Raw genomic sequence first — 18,283 nt, forward strand, 5'->3', positions numbered from 1 at the left:
GGGGAACGGCCATGATGGGACCAGCACACTCACTGTCGGGCGCCGCGGCCTGGCTCGGCGTCGGAGCCGCGGCCGCCGCGGCAGGACACCCGATGCCCTGGCCGGTCCTCCTCTGCGGCGCGCTGATCTGCGCCGGGGCAGCGCTGGCCCCCGACCTCGACCACAAGGCCGCCACCATCTCGCGTGCCTTCGGACCGCTGTCGCGGTGGCTGTGCGAGATCGTCGACAAGCTCTCGTACGCCGTCTACAAGGCCACGAAGAAGCAGGGCGACCCGCGCCGCTCCGGCGGCCACCGGACTCTTACACACACCTGGCTGTGGGCGGTGCTGATCGGCGCGGGCACCTCCGTCGCGGCGATCACCGGGGGCCGCTGGGCGGTGCTGGCGATCCTGTTCGTCCACATGGTGCTCGCCATCGAGGGCCTGCTGTGGCGGGCGGCCCGTGGGTCCAGCAGCGACGTCCTGGTGTGGCTGCTGGCCGCGACCAGCGCGTGGATCCTCGCCGGCATCCTGGACAAGCCGGGCGATGGCTCGGACTGGCTGTTCACGGCGCCGGGCCAGGAGTACCTGTGGCTGGGGCTGCCGATCGTGCTGGGTGCGCTGGTGCACGACATCGGGGACGCGTTGACGGTCTCCGGTTGCCCGGTCCTGTGGCCGATACCGGTGGGCCGCAAGCGCTGGTACCCGATCGGCCCGCCGAAGGCCATGCGGTTCAGGGCGGGCAGCTGGGTGGAGCTCAAGGTGTTGATGCCGGTGTTCATGCTGCTGGGCGGAGTGGGCTGCGCGGCCGCGCTCAACTTCATCTGAGGCGTACGGTCGCTCACGGCCACTGCCAGGCCCACGCCGACTCCGGCTCGGTGTTCAGCCCGGGCCGTGACGGGTCAGACTCCACCGCCCCCTGCGGAGCCCTGCCCCGTGCCACCGCCGTAGCGCCGCTCGAACTGGGCGATGCGCCCCTCGGAGTCCACTGTCCGGGCCTTGCCGGTGTAGAAGGGGTGGCTTTCCGAGGAGATCTCCACGTCCACCACCGGGTAGGTCTCGCCGTCGTCCCACTCGATGGTCTGGTCGCTGGTCGCGGTGGACCTGGTCAGGAAGGCGTATCCGGCGGCGCGGTCGCGGAAGACGACAGGGCGGTAGTCGGGGTGCTTGTCCTGCTGCATCGGTGCTCCTTGTGCGGCGGGGGAGGTGGCGACGGCGCGCGGGCAGCGGGGTCAGCTGGACAGGGTGTCCTCGTCGACGACGTGCATCGCGGCTTCCTCGGCGGAGGCGGCCGCACCGTCGATTCCCACGTCCGTGGCGACCAGCGCGCTCTCCTCGTCCTCGTGCGCCCCTTCGTCGGGCGCGACCAGACGGCCGGACCGGGTGTCGCCGACCTCGTTGTCCAGGAGTTCCCCGTCGGTGCCCTGACAGTCGCCGATGCCGTCGCCGTCGGCGGTCACGAGGTCGGGCTGCTCCTCGGAGAGACGCTGGTCCAGGGTCTCGCCCTGGCGACGCTCGGCCGCGGTCACGCCGAGATGCTCCACGGCCCAGGGTCGCTCCGGAGGGGACCAGCCTCGGTCGAGAGGATCGTCGACACCGTCGTACTCCAGCGTGTCCTCCGCGTCGAGCACCCCGGTGTCCTCCTTGACCTCGGAGTCCTCATCGGGCTGGTAGACGTCGTCTCCCCATCCGTCGGCGCTGTCCACGGGTACCTCCAGGTGGTGGGGACGGGCCCGTTCTCACCGCGGGCGGCCACCGGCCGCCGGTGCGCGGGGCACGGCTGTCACCCGGCGCGAACCGGAAGGTTCCCGGGCACTCCCCGAGCCGGTGCCGTTACCCAGCCTTCCACCCCTGTTCGGCACCGCGCAACGGCGCAAGACGACGACACCCGATCCGACGCCGGTTCCCGACCGACCCGCCCGCACCGCGACTCCGGACCGCCCGGCTGTGGACCCACCCGCTTTCGATCGGCCCCCGCACCTCTTACCGCCGCCTCGGAGGACGGCTCCGACAGGCCCAGGTCAGGGGCAGACCCCGACGCCGGCGCCTACGCCGGGGCCGGGGCCGGGGCGCCGGCCGCGCCACCAGGGTCGATGCCTGCCGCACGCTGCCGTGGCCACGGGGTCGCCCGCAGAAGCGGCCACTGGGCCTCCCGCAGAAGGGGCCGTGCCATGCGTCTCGCAGCTGCCGCGTGCCGTCGGCAGGCCCTGAACCGCCCCCGCGCGGCCACGGTCTGGCCCGGCTCGGTCGCCCACCGTCACCTTGCCGTCGACCTGCCCCGCTCACCCGTGCCACGACCGCCACAGAGCGGCGTAGGCGCCGTTCGCCGAGACCAGGTCGTCGTGGCTGCCCAGTTCACTGATACGGCCGTCCTCGACGACGGCGATCACGTCCGCGTCATGGGCGGTGTGGAGCCGATGGGCGATGGCGACGACGGTACGGCCGTCGAGCACGCGGGCCAGGGACCGCTCCAGGTGACGGGCCGCTCGCGGGTCGAGGAGCGATGTCGCCTCGTCCAGTACCAACGTGTGCGGGTCGGCCAGCACCAGGCGGGCCAGCGCGATCTGCTGCGCCTGGGCCGGGGTGAGCGGGAGGCCGCCGGAGCCGACCTCGGTGTCCAGACCGTCGTCGAGAGCACGCGCCCAGCCGTCGGCGTCGACCGCGCCCAGCGCCGCCCACAGTTCCGCGTCGAAGGCGTCGCCGGGACCTTCCCCGTTCGCACGCAGCCGGGAGTGCGGCAGAGCGAGCAGGAGGTTGTCGCGGAGGGAGCCGACGAAGACGTGGTGCTCCTGGTTGACGAGGGCGACGTGGGAGCGGACGCGTTCGGCGGGCATCCGGGACAGCTCCGCACCACCGAGGGTGATCCGCCCGTCCCGGGGCGTGTAGATCCCGGCGAGCAGCCGGCCCAGGGTGGACTTGCCCGCGCCCGACGGGCCGACCAGGGCCACCCGAGTGCCGGGCGGCACCTCCAGGGAGACCTCGTGCAGCACGTCCAGGCCCTCCCGGTAGCCGAAGCGGACCCGGTCGGCGCGCACGTCGCGTCCGTCGGGGGTCAGGGAGGCGTCACCGGCGCCCGGTTCGATGTCACGCACGCCGACCAGCCGGGCCAGCGACACCTGGGCGACCTGCAGCTCGTCGTACCAGCGCAGGATCAGTCCCACCGGGTCGACGAGCATCTGAGCGATGAGCGCGCCCGTCGTCAGCTGACCGACTCCGACCCAGCCCTGCAGGACGAACACGCCGCCGATCATGAGGACCGAGCCGAGCACGGTCACGTGGGTGACGTTGATGACCGGGAAGAGGACCGAGCGCAGCCAGAGCGTGTAGCGCTCCCACGCGGTCCACTCCTTGATCCGGCGGTCCGACAGGGCGATGCGGCGGTCACCGAGGCGGTGTGCCTCCACGGTGCGTCCTGCGTCGACCGTCTCGGCGAGAGCCGCGGCCACCGCGGCGTAGCCCGCGGCCTCCGAGCGGTAGGCGGACGGCGCTCGCCGGAAGTACCAGCGGCAGCCGACCACCAGCAGCGGCAGGGCGAGCAGCACGGCGGCGGCGAGCGGCGGCGCCGTGACGACGAGACCGCCGAGCAGCAGCGCGGCCCACACCACGCCGATCGCCAACTGTGGCACGGCCTCCCGCATGGCGTTGCCCAGCCGGTCGATGTCCGTGGTGATGCGGGACAGCAGGTCGCCGGTGCCCGCCCGTTCCAGGACCCCCGGGGGGAGGCCGACCGACCGTACGAGGAAGTCCTCGCGCAGGTCCGCCAGCATCCGCTCGCCGAGGATCGCGCCACGCAAGCGCACCTGCCGTACGAACACGGTCTGGATGAGCAGGGCGAGTACGAAGAGCCCGGCGGTCCGCCCCAGATGGAGCTCCGGTGCGCCGTCCGAAACCCGCTCGACGAGCCCGCCCAGCAGCCAGGGGCCCGCCATGGAGGCGAGCACGGCGACCGTGTTCACGGTGACGAGGAGCAGGAAGGCACGCCGGTGCCGGCGGAACAACTCGGCCACGTAGGCGCGTACGGTCGCGGGGGCACCGACGGGCAGGGTGTTCGCCGTCGTCGGGGCCGCCGGGTCGTACGCAGGTGGCGCCACCCCGATCATGCCGTCTCCTCGATCTCTTCAAGCGCGCCCCTGAGGGCGGCCTCGTCGTCGTGCAGCGCACCACCCCTGAGGGCGGCCTCGTCGTCTTCCAGGGCGGCGGTCAGGGTGTGGTCCGCTTGCAGCGCGTCGCTCAGGGCGCGTTTCGCGTCGGTCTCACGTGTCACCACCGCCCGGTACCGGGGCTCGGTGCGTACCAGGTCGCGGTGCACGCCGACCGCGGCAACCTCGCCCTCGTGCACCAGCACGACCCGGTCGGCGAGGTCCAGGAGGAGCGGCGAGGAGGTGAACACCACCGTGGTGCGGCCGGCCCGCAGACCGCGCACGCCCTGTGCGACGCGCGCCTCGGTGTGGGAGTCGACGGCGGAGGTGGGTTCGTCGAGGACCAGTACCTCCGGGTCGGTGATGAGCGAGCGGGCCAGGGCGAGACGCTGGCGCTGGCCGCCGGAGAGGGACCGGCCGCGCTCGGTGATCCGTACGTCCATGGGGTCCGCCGCGCTCGGCGATGCCTGCGCGAGCGCTTCCAGGACGTCCCCGCACTGGGCGGCCGCCAGCGCCTCCCGCGCACTGACGTCACCCGAGGAAGGCACGGCGAGCAGTTCGCGCAGCGAACCGGACAGCAGCACCGGGTCCTTGTCCTGGACCAGGACGGCCGTGCGGGCGGACTCCAGCGGCAGATCGTCGAGCGGTACTCCGTCCAGCAGCACCGACACACTCTGTTCGGCGGGGTGTCCGCCCAGCCGTTCCGCCAGCAGTCCGGCGGCATCCGGGTCGCCGCACACCACGGCGGTCAGGCGTCCGGCAGGCGCCAGCAGACCGGTCGCCGGGTCGTACAGGTCCCCGGCCCGGCTCTCGGCGGTGCGTGTCCCCGCGGTGTCCGTGGCCCGCTCCAGGGACAGCACCCTGGCCGCTCGTCTGGCCGAGGGGCGGGAGAAGGAGTACGCCATGGCGATCTCCTCGAAGTGCCGCAGCGGATAGGTGAGGACCATGACGGAGCTGTAGACGGTGACCAGTTCGCCGACGGTGATGCGGCCGGCCCTGGCCAGGTGCACGCCGTACCAGACGACCGCGATCAGCAGCAGTCCCGGCAGGAGCACCTGGAGGGCGGAGATCAGGGACCACATGCGGGCGCTGCGCACGGCGGCGTGCCGGACCTCCTGGGAGGCGCGGCGGTAGCGGTCGAGGAAGAGTTCCTCGCCACCGATGCCGCGCAGCACGCGCAGCCCGGCGACGGTGTCGGAGGCCAATTCGGTGGCCCGGCCGGCCTTCTCCCGTTGCAGGTCGGCGCGCCTGGTCGCCCGGGGCAGCAGCGGCAGCACGGCCAGGGCGAGCACGGGCAGGCCCGCGGCGACGACGACCCCGAGCGCAGGCTGGTAGACCAGCAGGCCGACGCAGACGAGCACGATGGTGAGCGCCGCCGCGGTGAACCGGGAGACGGCCTCCACGAACCAGCCGATCTTCTCGACATCGCCCGTGGAGACGGCCACGACCTCGCCGGCGGCGACCCGGCGGGTCAGTGCCGACCCCAGTTGCGCGGCCTTGTGGGCCAGCAGTTGCTGGACGCGGGCGGCCGCGGTGATCCAGTTGGTGACGGCGGCGCGGTGCAGGAAGGTGTCGCCGAGCGCGTTTCCGAGGCAGCACAGGGCCATCAGCCCGCCCGCCGTCGCGAGGCGCGCAGCGGAGCGGTCCACGACCGCCTGGACTGCGAGGCCGACGCAGAACGGCAGGGCGGAGACCGAGGCGAAGTGCAGCAGTCCCCAGGCCAGTGCCTTCATCTGCCCGCCCAGCTGGTTCCGCCCCAGCCACCAGAGGAATCGGGGACCCGAGCGAGCGTCCGGCACACCCGGGTCGGGATACGGAAGATCTTGGATCTGCATGACGTCCCATTGGCTCGTGTCAGGCGGCGGAGGGGTGGGGAAGGGGGGGTGGGTAAGGGAAGGTAAAAGCGGCGGCGGCAACAAGCCGTGACAGGGTCGCGTCGCAGCGTGGTCGGAGGCAACCGGTTTTCCGCGGCCGGGGTGGGGACTGGCTGCTTCCGGCGTATGGGCGGAAGGCGGGGCGACGGCACTGCGAGAGGGTCCGCAAGTCGGGGACACCGTACGCCACATGACACGAGTAAGGCTGATTGGCCCATTTCGAGTAGATCGTCCTGGGTGGCGATGGTGGCATGGGGGGCATGCGGAGTGACGGTGCACGGCGGGCGACGATGGTGGCGGCCTGCGGTTTCCTGCTGATGGCTCTGGCCGTCTGGAACGGTCCGCGGACGGAGGTCTCGCACGGCGGTGTGCCGAGGCCCGGTGGCGCGGAGAGCGGCACCCGGTCCAACCGGCCGGAGCCGCCACACCTCCCCGGCGTGGGTGACCTGCTGTGGCGGGAGGTTCCGGCGGACACGGGCCAGGTCGTGGTGGTCTACGGGGGCGACAGGGACTCCTCGGACTCGACGCTGGCGCTCTACGAGAGACGTGGGGACGCGTGGGAGCGGCTCGGCAACTGGGCGGCGCACAACGGGAGGCGGGGCTGGGCCGCCGACCACCGTGCGGGTGACGAGCGCACGCCCGTCGGGGTGTTCACCCTCTCCGATGCCGGCGGCCGCCTCGCCGACCCGGGCACCCGGCTCTCCTACACCCAGGACGAGGGTGCCTTCGTCTCCCCCTACTTCGGGGACGCGGCGCACTGGCACGACTTCGACTACGTCGTCGCGGTCGACTACAACCGGCGCAGGGGCGCGCCTCCGTACGATCCGACCCGTCCCGAAGGGCAGGAAAGGGGCGGCGGCATCTGGCTGCACGTGGACCACGGCGACGGCACGTTGGGGTGCGTGAGTGTCCCGGAGGCCGCGATGGAGTACCTGCTGCGCGTACTCGACCCGAGACAGGGCCCCGTGGTGGTGATGGGGGACGAGGCCAGTCTGCGGAGCTGAGATCTGCCTGGCCCGGTGAGGGTCGTCGCGGGTGGCCGATAGAGGGCAGCCCTTCCGTGGGCTCATTGCGGCGGGGAGCCAACAGCCCGTAGAACACGGGCCATGAGAAGCCGGATAGTCATGTCCATGCTCGCCGGAGTCACCCTCCTGGCGAGTGTCTTCCTCGGCGCCGGCCCGGCTCGGGCGGCCGATGTCCCCGCCCGATCCGTCCGCCACTCGGGCCAACCGGTCGACACGCCACCGGAGTTCGGCACCGACTGGCACGATCCCGTCACCGCGGCCCCGCCGGTCGACAGGCCCGCCACCGGGTCCTGCCGGATCACTTTGGCAGAGGCGCAATTCCGCGACTTCACGCCCTACCGTGGCACCTACACCCCGCCGAAGGGGTGCGGCGCTCGCTGGAGCAAGGTCGTGCTGCGGCTCGAGGGCAAGGTCAAGGGGCGTCAGTACGACCGGCTCGGCTACCTGCACGTCGGCGGGGTCGAGATCCTGCGCACGTCGACCCCGGAACCCTCGCCCGACGGCATCGCCTGGTCCGTCGAGAAGGACGTCACGCGTTACAGCGCCACCTTCCGCCAAAACCAGGACGTCGAGATGCTCATCGGCAACGTCGTCGACGACACGTACACCGGTGTCATCGACGTCAAGGTCACCCTCACCTTCTACGCGGCCGACGAGGCCACCCGGCCCGCCGCCACTCCCGACCGCGTGCTCACCCTCGGCGACGGCAGCACGCTCACCACGCCGCGCAACAGCGAACGCGTCGTCGCCGAGGTGTACGCCACCGGATCCGGTGGCGGCTGCGAGGAGTTCTGGTACCTGACGGTGCCCGCCCAGGCGCCGTACTCCTGCAAGTCGGACCACGGTCCCTACCACGAGGTGCAGATCAGGGTCGACGGGCAGCTCGCCGGAATCGCCGCGCCGTTCCCGACCGTGTGGACCGGCGGATGGTCCAACCCCTTCCTCTGGTACGTCATCCCCGGCCCGCGCGCCTTCGACGTCAAGCCCGTGGAGTACGACCTGACCCCCTTCGCCGGCATCCTCGACGACGGACGCCCGCACCGTCTTGAGGTTTCGGTCGCCGGAGTGCCCGAGGGGCAGGCCGGATGGAGCACACCCGTGAACGTGCTGGTCTGGCAGGACGCCAGGAGCACCCGGGTGACCGGGAAGCTCACCGTCGACAGGGCGGGAGACCTCTCCAACTCGTCGACGTACGCGCCCGGTTCGCAGGAGCGTGTGGACACCGAGGCCGGGCACCGGCTGACCGTCGCCGGGTACGTCGACACCTCGCACGGACGGGTGAGCACCACCGTCACCCGCGCCCTGCGCAACACCTCCACCCACCGCTGGACCGACGGCGAGAACACCGACGGACTCGACGCCACCTGGACCGACGACCAGACCGTCACCGTCGCCGGAGACGGCGTTCCGGCCGCAGTGACGCACACCCACCTGACGTACGCCATGAACGGCACCACGACCATCGCAGCGGACGGCCGGCTGCGCACGGTTGTGGCCATGGGGGACCGGGCCGCGGTCGTGCAGGCACGGGGCGGCCGGCGCATCGGGTGGTGGCGACTCGACGACACCTACACCGGGGACGCCGCGTACACGCTGAACGTGCCGCGCGAACAACGGCACGCGGTCGGCACGACGAACGAGCACTACCGGCTGTACGGCTCCGGCGGGTGCTACGACCGTGCGCTGACCACCGTGCAGGGAGTGCTCACGGAGGACCGCACCGGCTGCTGAAGCAGCCGTTCATCTCAGCAGCGGTGCCCCTGCTCGGGCACCGCTGCGCCCACCAGCGTGTCCAGCAACCCGCCCAGGGCGGTCCGTTGTTCTTCCGTGAGCGGCGCGAGGATCTCCCTGGCGGCGGCTCGGCGGGCGCCGCGCAGCTCGTCCAGGGCCCTGCGCCCGTCGTCGGTGAGTTCGATCCGGATGACGCGCCGGTTGGTCGGGTCGGGCACCCGGCGCACCCTGCCGCTCGTCTCCAGCGCGTCCACCAGCGTGGTCACCGCACGGGGGACGACTTCGAGCGACTCGGCGAGGTCCGCCATGCGGGGCGGCTCGCCGTAGTGCGCCAGCGTGCGCAGCAGGCGGGACTGGGCAGGGGTGATGCCCAGGTCGTGTTGTTGCAGATGGCGCTTCTGGATGCGGTGCACCCGGCGGGTGAGCCGCAGCAACTGCTCGGCGAGGAGGCCGTCGGGGTCGGGGCTGGTCATGCGGGAACAATATCAGGACTACGCTCATTGTGAGTATAGGTAACAATGAGCTAGGATCCGTTTCGTCGTCGTCGACCGCAACGCCCGGTCGGCACCCGCCCACCTCCGTAGGAGCCCATGCACCCCGACCGCCAACCCTCCTGGACCCCACCTGCCGACGCCAAGGAGCGTCCCCGGCAGGTGCGCCGCATCCTGAAACTCTTCCGGCCCTACCGCGGCCGCCTCGCGATCGTCGGCCTGCTCGTCGGCGCCTCCTCGCTGGTCTCGGTCGCCACACCCTTCCTGCTGAAGGCGACCCTCGACGTGGCGATCCCGCAGGGCCGCACCGGCCTGCTGAGCCTGCTCGCCCTCGGCATGATCCTCAGCGCCGTTCTGACCAGCGTCTTCGGCGTCCTGCAGACCCTCATCTCCACGACCGTCGGCCAGCGCGTCATGCACGACCTGCGCACCGCCGTCTACGGCCGCCTGCAGCGCATGTCGCTCGCCTTCTTCACCCGCACCCGCACCGGCGAGGTGCAGTCCCGCATCGCCAACGACATCGGCGGCATGCAGGCCACCGTCACCTCCACCGCCACCTCCCTGGTCTCCAACCTGACCAGTGTGGTCGCCACGATCGTCGCGATGGTCGCTCTCGACTGGCGGCTGACCGTGGTGTCACTGCTCCTGCTTCCGGTCTTCGTCTGGATCAGCCGCCGTGTCGGCAACGAACGCAAGAAGATCACCACCCAGCGCCAGAAGCAGATGGCCGAGATGGCCGCCACGGTCACCGAGTCGCTCTCCGTCAGCGGCATCCTGCTCGGCCGTACGATGGGCCGTTCCGACTCGCTGACCAGGTCCTTCGCGGAGGAGTCCGAAGGTCTGGTCGATCTCGAGGTGAGGTCGAACATGGCCGGGCGCTGGCGCATGGCCGTCATCACCATCGTCATGGCCGCCATGCCTGCCGTCATCTACTGGACCGCGGGCGTCGCCCTCCAGTTCGGCGGTCCCAAGGTCTCCATCGGTACGATCGTCGCCTTCGTCTCCCTCCAGCAGGGCCTGTTCCGCCCCACCGTCAGCCTGCTGTCGACCGGCGTCCAGATCCAGACGTCGCTCGCGCTTTTCCAGCGCATCTTCGAGTACCTGGACCTGCCGATCGACATCACCGAGCGGGAGCAGCCGGTCCGTCTCGACCGGGTCAAGGGCGAGGTCGCCTTCGAGGGCGTCGGCTTCCGCTACGACGACAAGGGCGGCCCGATCCTCGACGGCATCGACGTCTGCGTCCCGGCGGGCAGCAGCCTGGCGATCGTCGGCCCCACCGGCGCCGGCAAGTCCACGCTCGGGTACCTGGTGCCCCGGCTCTACGACGTCACGGGCGGCCGCGTCACCCTCGACGGGGTGGACGTCCGCGACCTCGACTTCGACACCCTCGCCCGTGCGGTCGGCGTCGTCTCCCAGGAGACGTACCTCTTCCATGCCTCGGTCGCCGAGAACCTACGGTTCGCCAAGCCCGACGCCACCGACGAGGAGTTGCACGCGGCCGCGCGCGCGGCCCAGATACACGACCACATCGCGGCCCTGCCCGACGGCTACGACACGGTCGTCGGCGAACGCGGCCACCGTTTCTCCGGGGGTGAGAAGCAGCGCCTGGCCATCGCCCGCACCATCCTGCGCGATCCGCCGGTCCTCATCCTCGACGAGGCCACCAGCGCCCTCGACACGCGTACGGAGGCCGCCGTGCAGGAGGCCATCGACGCCTTGTCGGCCAACCGCACCACCCTCACGATCGCGCATCGCCTGTCCACCATCCGCGGTGCCGACCAGATCGTCGTCCTCGACTCCGGGCGGGTGGCCGAGCGCGGCACCCACGAGGAACTGCTGGAGCTCGACGGGCGCTACGCCGCCCTGGTCCGCCGGGATGCGCAACTGGAGCCGACAAGCTGACGATATGCCGGGTTTATGAACCTATGGGGGATACCGTGCCCGCATGCAGACGAACACTCCGTCACGGAGCGCGATCCGACTGACGCGGCGGGGCCGACTGGTTCTCGTCGTGTCCGGGGCCGTGGTGGCCGGCACCGCCGTGGCGGTGCCGCTGCTGACCCTGGGCGGCGGCGATGCGGTCACGCGCCCCCGCACCCTGGTGATTCCCGAGGGCTGGCGCGCGAGTCAGGTGTACGAGGCCGTCGACAAGACCCTCGCGCTGCCCGCCGGCACCACGAAGAAGTCGCTGGAGAAGGCCAACCTCAAACTGCCGAACGATGCCGAGGGCAACCCGGAGGGCTACCTCTTCCCGGCGACGTATCCGATCGACGACAAGACGACGCCGGAGTCCCTGCTGGCTTCCATGGTCGACACCGCGAACCACAGGTACGACGGGGCTCCGATCGCCGCCGGCGCTCAGCGCAACTCCATGAACCTCTACCAGGCGGTCACCATCGCGAGCATCGTCCAGGCCGAGGCCGCCTCCAAGACCGACATGGGCAAGGTGGCACGGGTCATCCTCAACCGGCTGGGGCGCGGCATGCCGCTGCAGATGGACGCCACCATCAACTACGCCCTGAACCGTTCCACGTTCCGGACGAGCACCGACGACACGCGGCTGGACAGCCCGTACAACTCCTACCAGCGCATGGGTCTGCCGCCCACGCCGATCGACAGCCCCGGCGAGGACGCCATGCGGGCCGCGATCAATCCGCCCCCGGGCGACTGGCTCTACTTCGTCACGGTCAAACCGGGGGACACGCGTTTCACGGCCGACTACAACGAGCACCTGCGCAACGTCGAGGCGTTCAACGCCCGCCAGCGGACCGCCACCCCCCAGCCGAAGAAGTGATGCGCGGCAAGAGGTAGCCCACCCGCGCTGACCGTGGGGGCCAATTGCGGCGGGGGAGTCCCCCGGCTCTGCCGGGGCCTCATGCGGCGGTCGCGGGCTCCTGCGCCAGCAGCCTGCGGATGTCCCGCACGGCCGCGCGGCCGGCCCGGTTGGCGCCGACGGTGCTCGCCGACGGGCCGTACCCGACGAGGTGGACTCGGGGATCGGCGACCGCCCGCGTGCCGTCGACACGGATTCCGCCGCCCGGCTCACGAAGCCTCAGCGGGGACAGGTGGTCGAGTGCGGCACGGAAACCGGTCGCCCACAGGATGACGTCGGCCGCCACGCGCCGTCCGTCCTTCCACTCCACGCCGTCCGGGGTGATCCGGTCGAACATCGGCCGCCGGTCCAGGGTCCCGTCCTTCAACCCCTGCCGTATGGCGTCGTTGAGAGGCAGACCGGTGACCGAGACGACACTCCTGGGCGGCAGCCCCTGCCGCACCCGCTCCTCGACGAGCGCGACCGCGGCCCGGCCCGCGTCCTCGTCGAACGGCCCCTCGCGAAAGACCGGCCGGCGTCGCGTCACCCATGTGGTGGCGGCCGCGTACGGCGCCAACTCCAGCAGGTGCTGCGTGCCGGACGCACCTCCGCCCACCACGACGACCCGCTGTCCGGCGAACTCCTCGGGACCCGTGTACTGAGCGGTGTGCAACTGCCGCCCCCGGAAGGTCTCCTGGCCTGGATACCGCGGCCAGAACGGCCGGTCCCAGGTACCGGTCGCGTTGATCAGGGTTCTGGTCGCCCACGTACCGTCGGAGGTCTCCACGAGCAGCCGTCCCGCGGAGCCCTCCCGCACGGCGCGCACCTCCACGGGCCGCCGCACCCGCAGGTCGAAGGCGCGCTCATAGGCGGCGAAGTACTCGCCGATCACGTCCGCCGACGGCCGCGCGGGGTCGGCGTCCCTCAGCTCCATGCCCGGCAGTGCGTGCATCCCGTGCACCTTGCCGTACGTCAGCGACGGCCACCGGAACTGCCAGGCGCCGCCGGGACCGGGGGAGTGGTCGAGCACGACGAAGTCGCAGTCCGGCCGGAAACCGGTGCGCCGCAGGTGATAGGCGCTGGACAGACCGGCCTGTCCAGCGCCTATGACGACTACCTCGACCTCGCGCGCGTTGTTCACGCTTCCACCAACCACGCCGAGGGGGTGGATCTTCCCGGTACGCACCAGGGCCCGGGCCGCGGAGGCCGGTGCCGGGGGGCTCGCGTGTGAACCCTGGCGCAGGGGTGAGGATGGGTTGCATGTCAGATGCCTTCACCACTCGAGTGCTGAACGTGACCTCCGGCTCCCGGGAGACGGTCGTCGACCTCACCCGGGACTGCGAGACCTTCCTGCGGGAGACCGCCGCCGGTCGCGACGGACTGCTGAACGTGTTCGTGCCGCACGCCACCGCCGGTATCGCCGTCATCGAGACGGGCGCCGGCAGTGACGACGACCTCCTCGCCACCCTGCACACCCTCCTGCCCGCCGACGACCGCTGGCAGCACCGTCATGGCAGCCCCGGCCACGGCCGCGACCACGTCCTCCCGGCCCTGGTGCCCCCGCACGCGACGCTCCCGGTGCTCGACGGACGCCTGGAGCTGGGGACGTGGCAGTCGGTGTGCCTGGTGGACACCAACATCTCCAATGTCAACCGTCAGGTTCGACTGAGCTTCCTGGGCTGAGCAAGATCATCCTGGGTGTGGCCGCCAAATCTCCGTACCTTGCGTGCTCGAAACGGAGAAGCCTTGCGCGGTACGGACCTGAACATGATCGAACGCCCCTACGACGGATGCGGAAAGTGCTTTCTCGGCGTGCGACGGCTGTCGCGGATGAAGCTCGCCACGTCGTCTCCGGAGCGGCAACGCGAGGACGTGCTGACCGCCGCCGCATCCGTCGGGGGCCACATCATCGGCTGGGCCGACGACTGGGAGGTGTCGGACGCCACCGACCCGATGACCCGGCCGAAACTGGGCCCCTGGCTTCGCGATGAGAGACCGGTACTCGAAAGATCAGGTTCAGCTGGGCGGTGGTGAAGTCGTCGGTGTCCTCGCCGGAGACGATGTTGCCGGACAGCAGGTTGAGACTGTTCTCGGCGGCCCAGCGGACTGAGCGCAGGCTGCCTCCGCCATACCAGATCCGCTCCACCAGACCGGGGTTGTGCGGCTGCAGCCGCGGCCGCTGGATGTTGCCGGGCGAGTGGATCACCGTGTCCGGGCCACCGAGATAGTCGCCGCGCAGGTTGTCGACGAGGCGGGCGATCCTGCCGTACGACAGGTCGAAGCCGCGCCAGTCCCCGTCGTACACCAGGTCGCCGAGCAGTTCGGCGTGCGGCATGCCGGTGCTGAAGCCGACCTGGAGGCGGCCGCGGGAGAGTACGTCGGCCGGCGCGAGGTCCTCGGCCAGGCGGAAGGGGCTCTCGTACCCGATGGGGATGACTGCCGTTCCCAGCTCGACCCGCTCGGTGCGCTGGCCGGCCGCGGCGAGGAACACCGCGGCGGAACCGACGCCGTGCTCGAGGTGGCGCCGGCGAATCCAGGCCCCGTCGTAGCCGAGCCGTTCGCCGTATTCGAACAGCTGGAGGGTCTCCACCAGGCCTGTATAGGGGTCGTCGTCGGCGAAGTTGCCCGGGGTGGGGAAGGCCAACGAGGTGATGGTGGGAGTGCTCATGACGCTGGTCCTCGGCTCGTGGTGGTCTCGGGGGCGGGGGAGGGGAGACGGCCGCCGGGGATCGCCGCGAGCAGTTCGCGGGTGTACACGTGGCGAGGGCGGGTGAACAGTTCCTCCGGCGGGCCTGTCTCGACGACGCGGCCGGTCCGCATCACGGCAACCTGGTGCGCGATCTGCCGTACGACGGCCAGGTCGTGCGAGATGAAGAGGTAGGCCACCCCCGTGTCGGCCTGCAACTCGGCCAGCAGGTCCAGGACCTGGGCCTGCACGGACACGTCGAGGGCGGAGACCGGCTCGTCGCAGACCACCAGGTCGGGGGAGAGGGCGAGGGCGCGAGCGATCGCCACGCGCTGCCGCTGTCCGCCGGACAGCTCCGCCGGCCGGCGCTCCAGTGTGGCGGAGGGAAGCGCCACCCGGTCCAGCAGTTCGCGGGCCCGGGCGAGCCGCGAGGCGCGGTCGCCGACCTTGAAGGCGCGCAGCGGCTCGGTGATCACCTCGCCGATGGAGAAGCGCGGGTCGAGCGAGGCATACGGGTTCTGGTAGACGAGTTGGGCGCGGCGGCGCAGCTCCCTGGTCCGGGCGCCATGCGCGGTGGTGACGTCGGTGCCGTCGAAGAGGATCTGCCCCGCGGTCGCGTCGGCAAGGCGGAGCACCAGGCGGGCGGTGGTGGACTTGCCCGAGCCCGACTCGCCGACCAGGGCGAGGGTCTGGCCCCGGTGGAGGGTGAGGCTGACGTCGTCGACGGCGCGCAGGGTGAGGGGCCCGTCCCCGGTGCGGGGCAGCCTGAACTCCTTGACCAGGTTGCGCACTTCGACCAGGGGCGCCGTCTGCGCCTCGGGGTTGGAGACCGGGGTGCGGGGCCGGGCGGTGGTGAGGCTCGGGGCACTGGCCAGCAGGTGCCGGGTGTAGTCGTCCTGCGGGTCGGCCAGGATGTCACGGGTGGGGCCCGCCTCGACGACCTTGCCCTGGGACATCACCACCAGCCGCTGTGCCCGGTCGGCGGCGACCCCGAGGTCGTGGGTCACGAGCAGGACCGCGGTGCCCGACTCCTCGGTGAGGCGCTGGAGATGGTCGAGGATGACCCGCTGCACGGTGACGTCGAGCGCGCTGGTGGGCTCGTCGGCGATGATCAGCTCGGGCTGCGCGGCGATGGCGATGGCGATCAGGGCGCGTTGCCGCATGCCGCCGGACAGTTCGTGCGGATACTGCCGGGCCCGGAGGACCGCGTCGGGCAGTCCGGCCCGGTCCAGGACGGCGACCGCCTCGGCGGGAGCCGAGCGGCGGGTCGCCAGACCGTGGATGCGCAGCACCTCGGCGACCTGGTCGCCGATCCGCTTGACCGGGTTGAGGGAGACGGTCGGGTCCTGGGGGACCAGTCCGATCCGTGCTCCGCGTACGGTGCGCAGTTCGGCTTCGGAGAGGGCGGCGAGATCGTGCCGGCCGAAGCGGACCGTGCCCGCGTCGATACGGCCGTTCGTCGGCAGGAGCCGGGTGATGGCGTGCGCGGTCGTGCTCTTGCCGGAGCCGGACTCGCCGACCACCGCAGTCACCTGTCCCGGCCATACGGCGAGGTCGACGCCCCGGACCGCCGGGATCGTGCCGCCCCGGGTGCGGTACGACACCGACAGGCCGCGTAGCTCCAGCAGGGGTGTGGTCACGTCGTCACCGCTCTCACGTTCGTCGGTCATGGCTGCCGGGACCATTCGCCGTCCAGCGCCCGGGCGATGCGGTTGGTGGTCAGCACGGTGGCGGCGATCGCCAGGCCGGGCAGTGCGGTCAGCCACCAGGCGTTGGCGAGGTAGTTGCGGCCGTCGGAGATCAACGTGCCCCACTCCGGGGCGGGCGGGGGAGCGCCGTAGCCGAGGAAGCTCAGGGCGGAGACGGCCAGGATGGAGGATCCGAAGTCGAGGGTGGCCAGGACGATCACCGGGCCCGCGGCATTGGGCAGCACATGTCGGCCGAGCACCGAGTACCAGCGGGCCCCGCTCGCGCGCGACGCCTCCACGAACACCGCCTGCCGCACGCGCAGTACCTCCGCGCGCGCCACTCGGGCGAACGCGGCGACGCTGGCGATGCCGACCGCGACCGCCACCTTCACCGTGCCGTAGCCCAGCGCGGTGACCAGGGCCAGGGACATGAACAGCGCGGGGATGGACAGCAGTACGTCGACGAAGCGCATCAGCACGTCGTCCACCCAGTGGCCCACGAACCCGGCGACCACCCCGAGCAACCCGCCGACCACGAACGCCACCAGCACCGCGATCAGTGTGGCCTTCAGGGACAACTGGGCGCCATGGACGACCCGCGAGAACACATCGCGGCCCAGCTCGTCGGTGCCGAACCAGTGACTTCCGCTCGGGCCGCGGAAGTTCTGGGACGGCACGCCCTTCAGCGGGTCCTGCGAGGTGAACAGGTCGGGCCAGAACGAGGCCAGCACCACCAGCACGAGGACGACGACCGACAGCAGCAGACCCGGGCGGCGCACCACGAAGCGCAGCAGCCGCCGTACATCCACGCGGCGTCCTGGCTCCGGCCCCGACCCCGCCTCGACCGGGCGGGCCGGTCCCAGCGCCGCCTCGGCCGGGTCGTCGACAAGGCTCTGGCTCATGCGAGTGCCGCCCTTCTGCCTGAGGCCACCACGATCCGCGGATCCAGGAGCGGATAGACCAGGTCGATGACCAGGTTCGTCGTCACGAAGATCAGCGCCCCGAAGGCCACCACCCCCTGGACCACCGGGATGTCCTGGGCGGTGACCGCCGCCGCGGTCACGCGCCCGAGGCCGTCGCGCGAGAACACCGTCTCGACGACCACCGAACCGGCGATCAGCTGCCCCACCAGCAGGCCGACGACCGTCAGCGCCGGCAGGGACGCGTTGCGCAGGGCGTGCCGCAGATGCACCCGCCACCGGTCGGCACCCTTGGCCCGCGCGGTCTCCACATACGCCTGGTCCAGTGCGGTGAGCAGGCTCTTGGCGAGCACCTGGGCGACCTGCGCGCCCGTCGGGACCGCCAGCGTCAGGGCCGGCAGCACCAGCCCCTCCAGGCCGTCGTTGCCGAACGCGGGGAACCAGTGCAGCCGGAAGGAGAACGTCTCGACGAGCAGCAGCCCCACCCAGAACGTCGGGACGGACACCCCCAGCGGCGGCAACGACAGCAGCAGCTGCCGCAGCCAGCGCCGGGTGGTGTAGGTCGCCAGCACCGCCAGACCACCGCCGAGCAGCACCGCCAACAGCAGAGCGGCACTGGTCAGTTGGAGGGTCTGCGGCAGCGCGTCGGCCAGCGTCGAGGTGACCGGACGGCCGGTGGCGACCGAGTCGCCGAAGTCCCCGCTCATCGCCCCTCCCAGACAGTCGGCGTACTGCACCAGCACCGGCTTGTCGAAGCCGTACTCGTGCCGCAGCGCGACCAGCCGGGCCGGATCGACGTCCCCCGAGTCCATCCCGGCACTGGCCATCGCGGTGACCGGGTCACCGGGCAGCCAGTTCAGTACCAGGAACGACACCGTGTACGCCGCCCACAGCACCCCGACCGCCTGCGCCAGTCGCTTGATCACATAGCGGCGCATG

General features: G+C 71.5%; 16 protein-coding genes. 6 read left to right on the plus strand and 10 right to left on the minus strand.

The genetic code is table 11. From position 1 onward, the window contains the following. Window positions 1–11 precede the first annotated feature (11 nt). Window positions 12–806, plus strand: coding sequence for a metal-dependent hydrolase (locus AB0A61_RS08185; protein ID WP_361287996.1), 795 nt, complete (start codon window positions 12–14; stop codon window positions 804–806). A gap of 74 nt (window positions 807–880) precedes the next feature. Here the strand turns inward: AB0A61_RS08185 and AB0A61_RS08190 are convergent, their stop codons facing one another. From AB0A61_RS08190 to AB0A61_RS08205, 4 genes are all read right to left on the minus strand, one after another. Beyond that, window positions 881–1,159, minus strand: coding sequence for a type B 50S ribosomal protein L31 (locus AB0A61_RS08190; protein WP_361287999.1), 279 nt, complete (start codon window positions 1,157–1,159; stop codon window positions 881–883). A 51-nt stretch (window positions 1,160–1,210) separates the two neighbouring features. Then, a complete protein-coding gene (locus tag AB0A61_RS08195) occupies window positions 1,211–1,684 on the minus strand; it encodes a DUF5709 domain-containing protein (RefSeq protein WP_361288002.1) in 474 nt (157 codons plus the stop codon). Between the two features lie 576 nt (window positions 1,685–2,260). After that, window positions 2,261–4,078: an ABC transporter ATP-binding protein gene (locus AB0A61_RS08200; RefSeq protein ID WP_361288005.1), complete on the minus strand. Its 1,818-nt coding sequence runs from the start codon at window positions 4,076–4,078 to the stop codon at window positions 2,261–2,263. Continuing rightward, window positions 4,075–5,952, minus strand: coding sequence for an ABC transporter ATP-binding protein (locus AB0A61_RS08205; RefSeq protein ID WP_361288008.1), 1,878 nt, complete (start codon window positions 5,950–5,952; stop codon window positions 4,075–4,077). Before AB0A61_RS08205 ends, AB0A61_RS08200 begins: the two co-directional genes overlap by 4 nt. A 299-nt stretch (window positions 5,953–6,251) precedes the next feature. On the opposite strand from AB0A61_RS08205, the gene AB0A61_RS08210 reads away from it, so the two are divergent. Beyond that, a complete protein-coding gene (locus AB0A61_RS08210; RefSeq protein ID WP_361288011.1) occupies window positions 6,252–6,995 on the plus strand; it encodes a L,D-transpeptidase family protein in 744 nt (247 codons plus the stop codon). Between the two features lie 102 nt (window positions 6,996–7,097). Then, window positions 7,098–8,747, plus strand: a complete 1,650-nt coding sequence (locus AB0A61_RS08215; protein WP_361288014.1) for a peptide-N4-asparagine amidase — start codon at window positions 7,098–7,100, stop codon at window positions 8,745–8,747. A gap of 14 nt (window positions 8,748–8,761) precedes the next feature. On the opposite strand, the gene AB0A61_RS08220 is transcribed toward AB0A61_RS08215, so the two are convergent. Next, window positions 8,762–9,220 (minus strand): MarR family transcriptional regulator, encoded by a 459-nt coding sequence (locus AB0A61_RS08220; RefSeq protein ID WP_361288017.1) that lies wholly within the window; start codon window positions 9,218–9,220, stop codon window positions 8,762–8,764. A gap of 117 nt (window positions 9,221–9,337) precedes the next feature. On the opposite strand from AB0A61_RS08220, the gene AB0A61_RS08225 reads away from it, so the two are divergent. Then, window positions 9,338–11,140 carry an ABC transporter ATP-binding protein gene (locus AB0A61_RS08225; RefSeq protein WP_361288020.1) on the plus strand — a complete coding sequence of 601 codons (1,803 nt, stop codon included), beginning with the start codon at window positions 9,338–9,340 and terminating at the stop codon, window positions 11,138–11,140. Between the two features lie 43 nt (window positions 11,141–11,183). After that, complete coding sequence (mltG, locus tag AB0A61_RS08230) at window positions 11,184–12,032, plus strand: endolytic transglycosylase MltG (protein ID WP_361288023.1); 849 nt, start codon at window positions 11,184–11,186, stop codon at window positions 12,030–12,032. Between the two features lie 79 nt (window positions 12,033–12,111). On the opposite strand, the gene AB0A61_RS08235 is transcribed toward mltG, so the two are convergent. Beyond that, a complete protein-coding gene (locus AB0A61_RS08235; RefSeq protein WP_361288026.1) occupies window positions 12,112–13,191 on the minus strand; it encodes an NAD(P)-binding domain-containing protein in 1,080 nt (359 codons plus the stop codon). A gap of 119 nt (window positions 13,192–13,310) precedes the next feature. Here AB0A61_RS08235 and AB0A61_RS08240 point away from each other — a divergent pair, with 119 nt between their 5' ends. After that, entirely contained in the window at window positions 13,311–13,733 is a 423-nt protein-coding gene (locus tag AB0A61_RS08240) for a secondary thiamine-phosphate synthase enzyme YjbQ (RefSeq protein WP_361288029.1), read from the plus strand. A gap of 223 nt (window positions 13,734–13,956) precedes the next feature. Here the strand turns inward: AB0A61_RS08240 and AB0A61_RS08245 are convergent, their stop codons facing one another. The 4 genes from AB0A61_RS08245 to AB0A61_RS08260 are packed head-to-tail and all read right to left on the minus strand — an operon-like array spanning window position 13,957 to window position 18,282. Then, window positions 13,957–14,718 carry an LLM class flavin-dependent oxidoreductase gene (locus AB0A61_RS08245; RefSeq protein WP_361288032.1) on the minus strand — a complete coding sequence of 254 codons (762 nt, stop codon included), beginning with the start codon at window positions 14,716–14,718 and terminating at the stop codon, window positions 13,957–13,959. After that, a complete protein-coding gene (locus tag AB0A61_RS08250; protein WP_361288035.1) occupies window positions 14,715–16,421 on the minus strand; it encodes an ABC transporter ATP-binding protein in 1,707 nt (568 codons plus the stop codon). The genes AB0A61_RS08245 and AB0A61_RS08250 overlap by 4 nt, the downstream gene beginning before the upstream one ends. Continuing rightward, window positions 16,403–17,326 carry an ABC transporter permease gene (locus AB0A61_RS08255; protein WP_361288038.1) on the minus strand — a complete coding sequence of 308 codons (924 nt, stop codon included), beginning with the start codon at window positions 17,324–17,326 and terminating at the stop codon, window positions 16,403–16,405. Before AB0A61_RS08255 ends, AB0A61_RS08250 begins: the two co-directional genes overlap by 19 nt. Further along, the gene (locus tag AB0A61_RS08260; protein ID WP_361288041.1) at window positions 17,323–18,282 is read right to left on the minus strand and encodes an ABC transporter permease; all 960 of its coding nucleotides are present in this window, start codon (window positions 18,280–18,282) and stop codon (window positions 17,323–17,325) included. The genes AB0A61_RS08255 and AB0A61_RS08260 overlap by 4 nt, the downstream gene beginning before the upstream one ends. Between the last annotated feature and the right edge of the window lies 1 nt (window position 18,283).

Origin of the sequence: Streptomyces sp. NPDC046197, from assembly GCF_040646295.1 — a bacterium.
Taxonomy (GTDB): domain Bacteria; phylum Actinomycetota; class Actinomycetes; order Streptomycetales; family Streptomycetaceae; genus Streptomyces.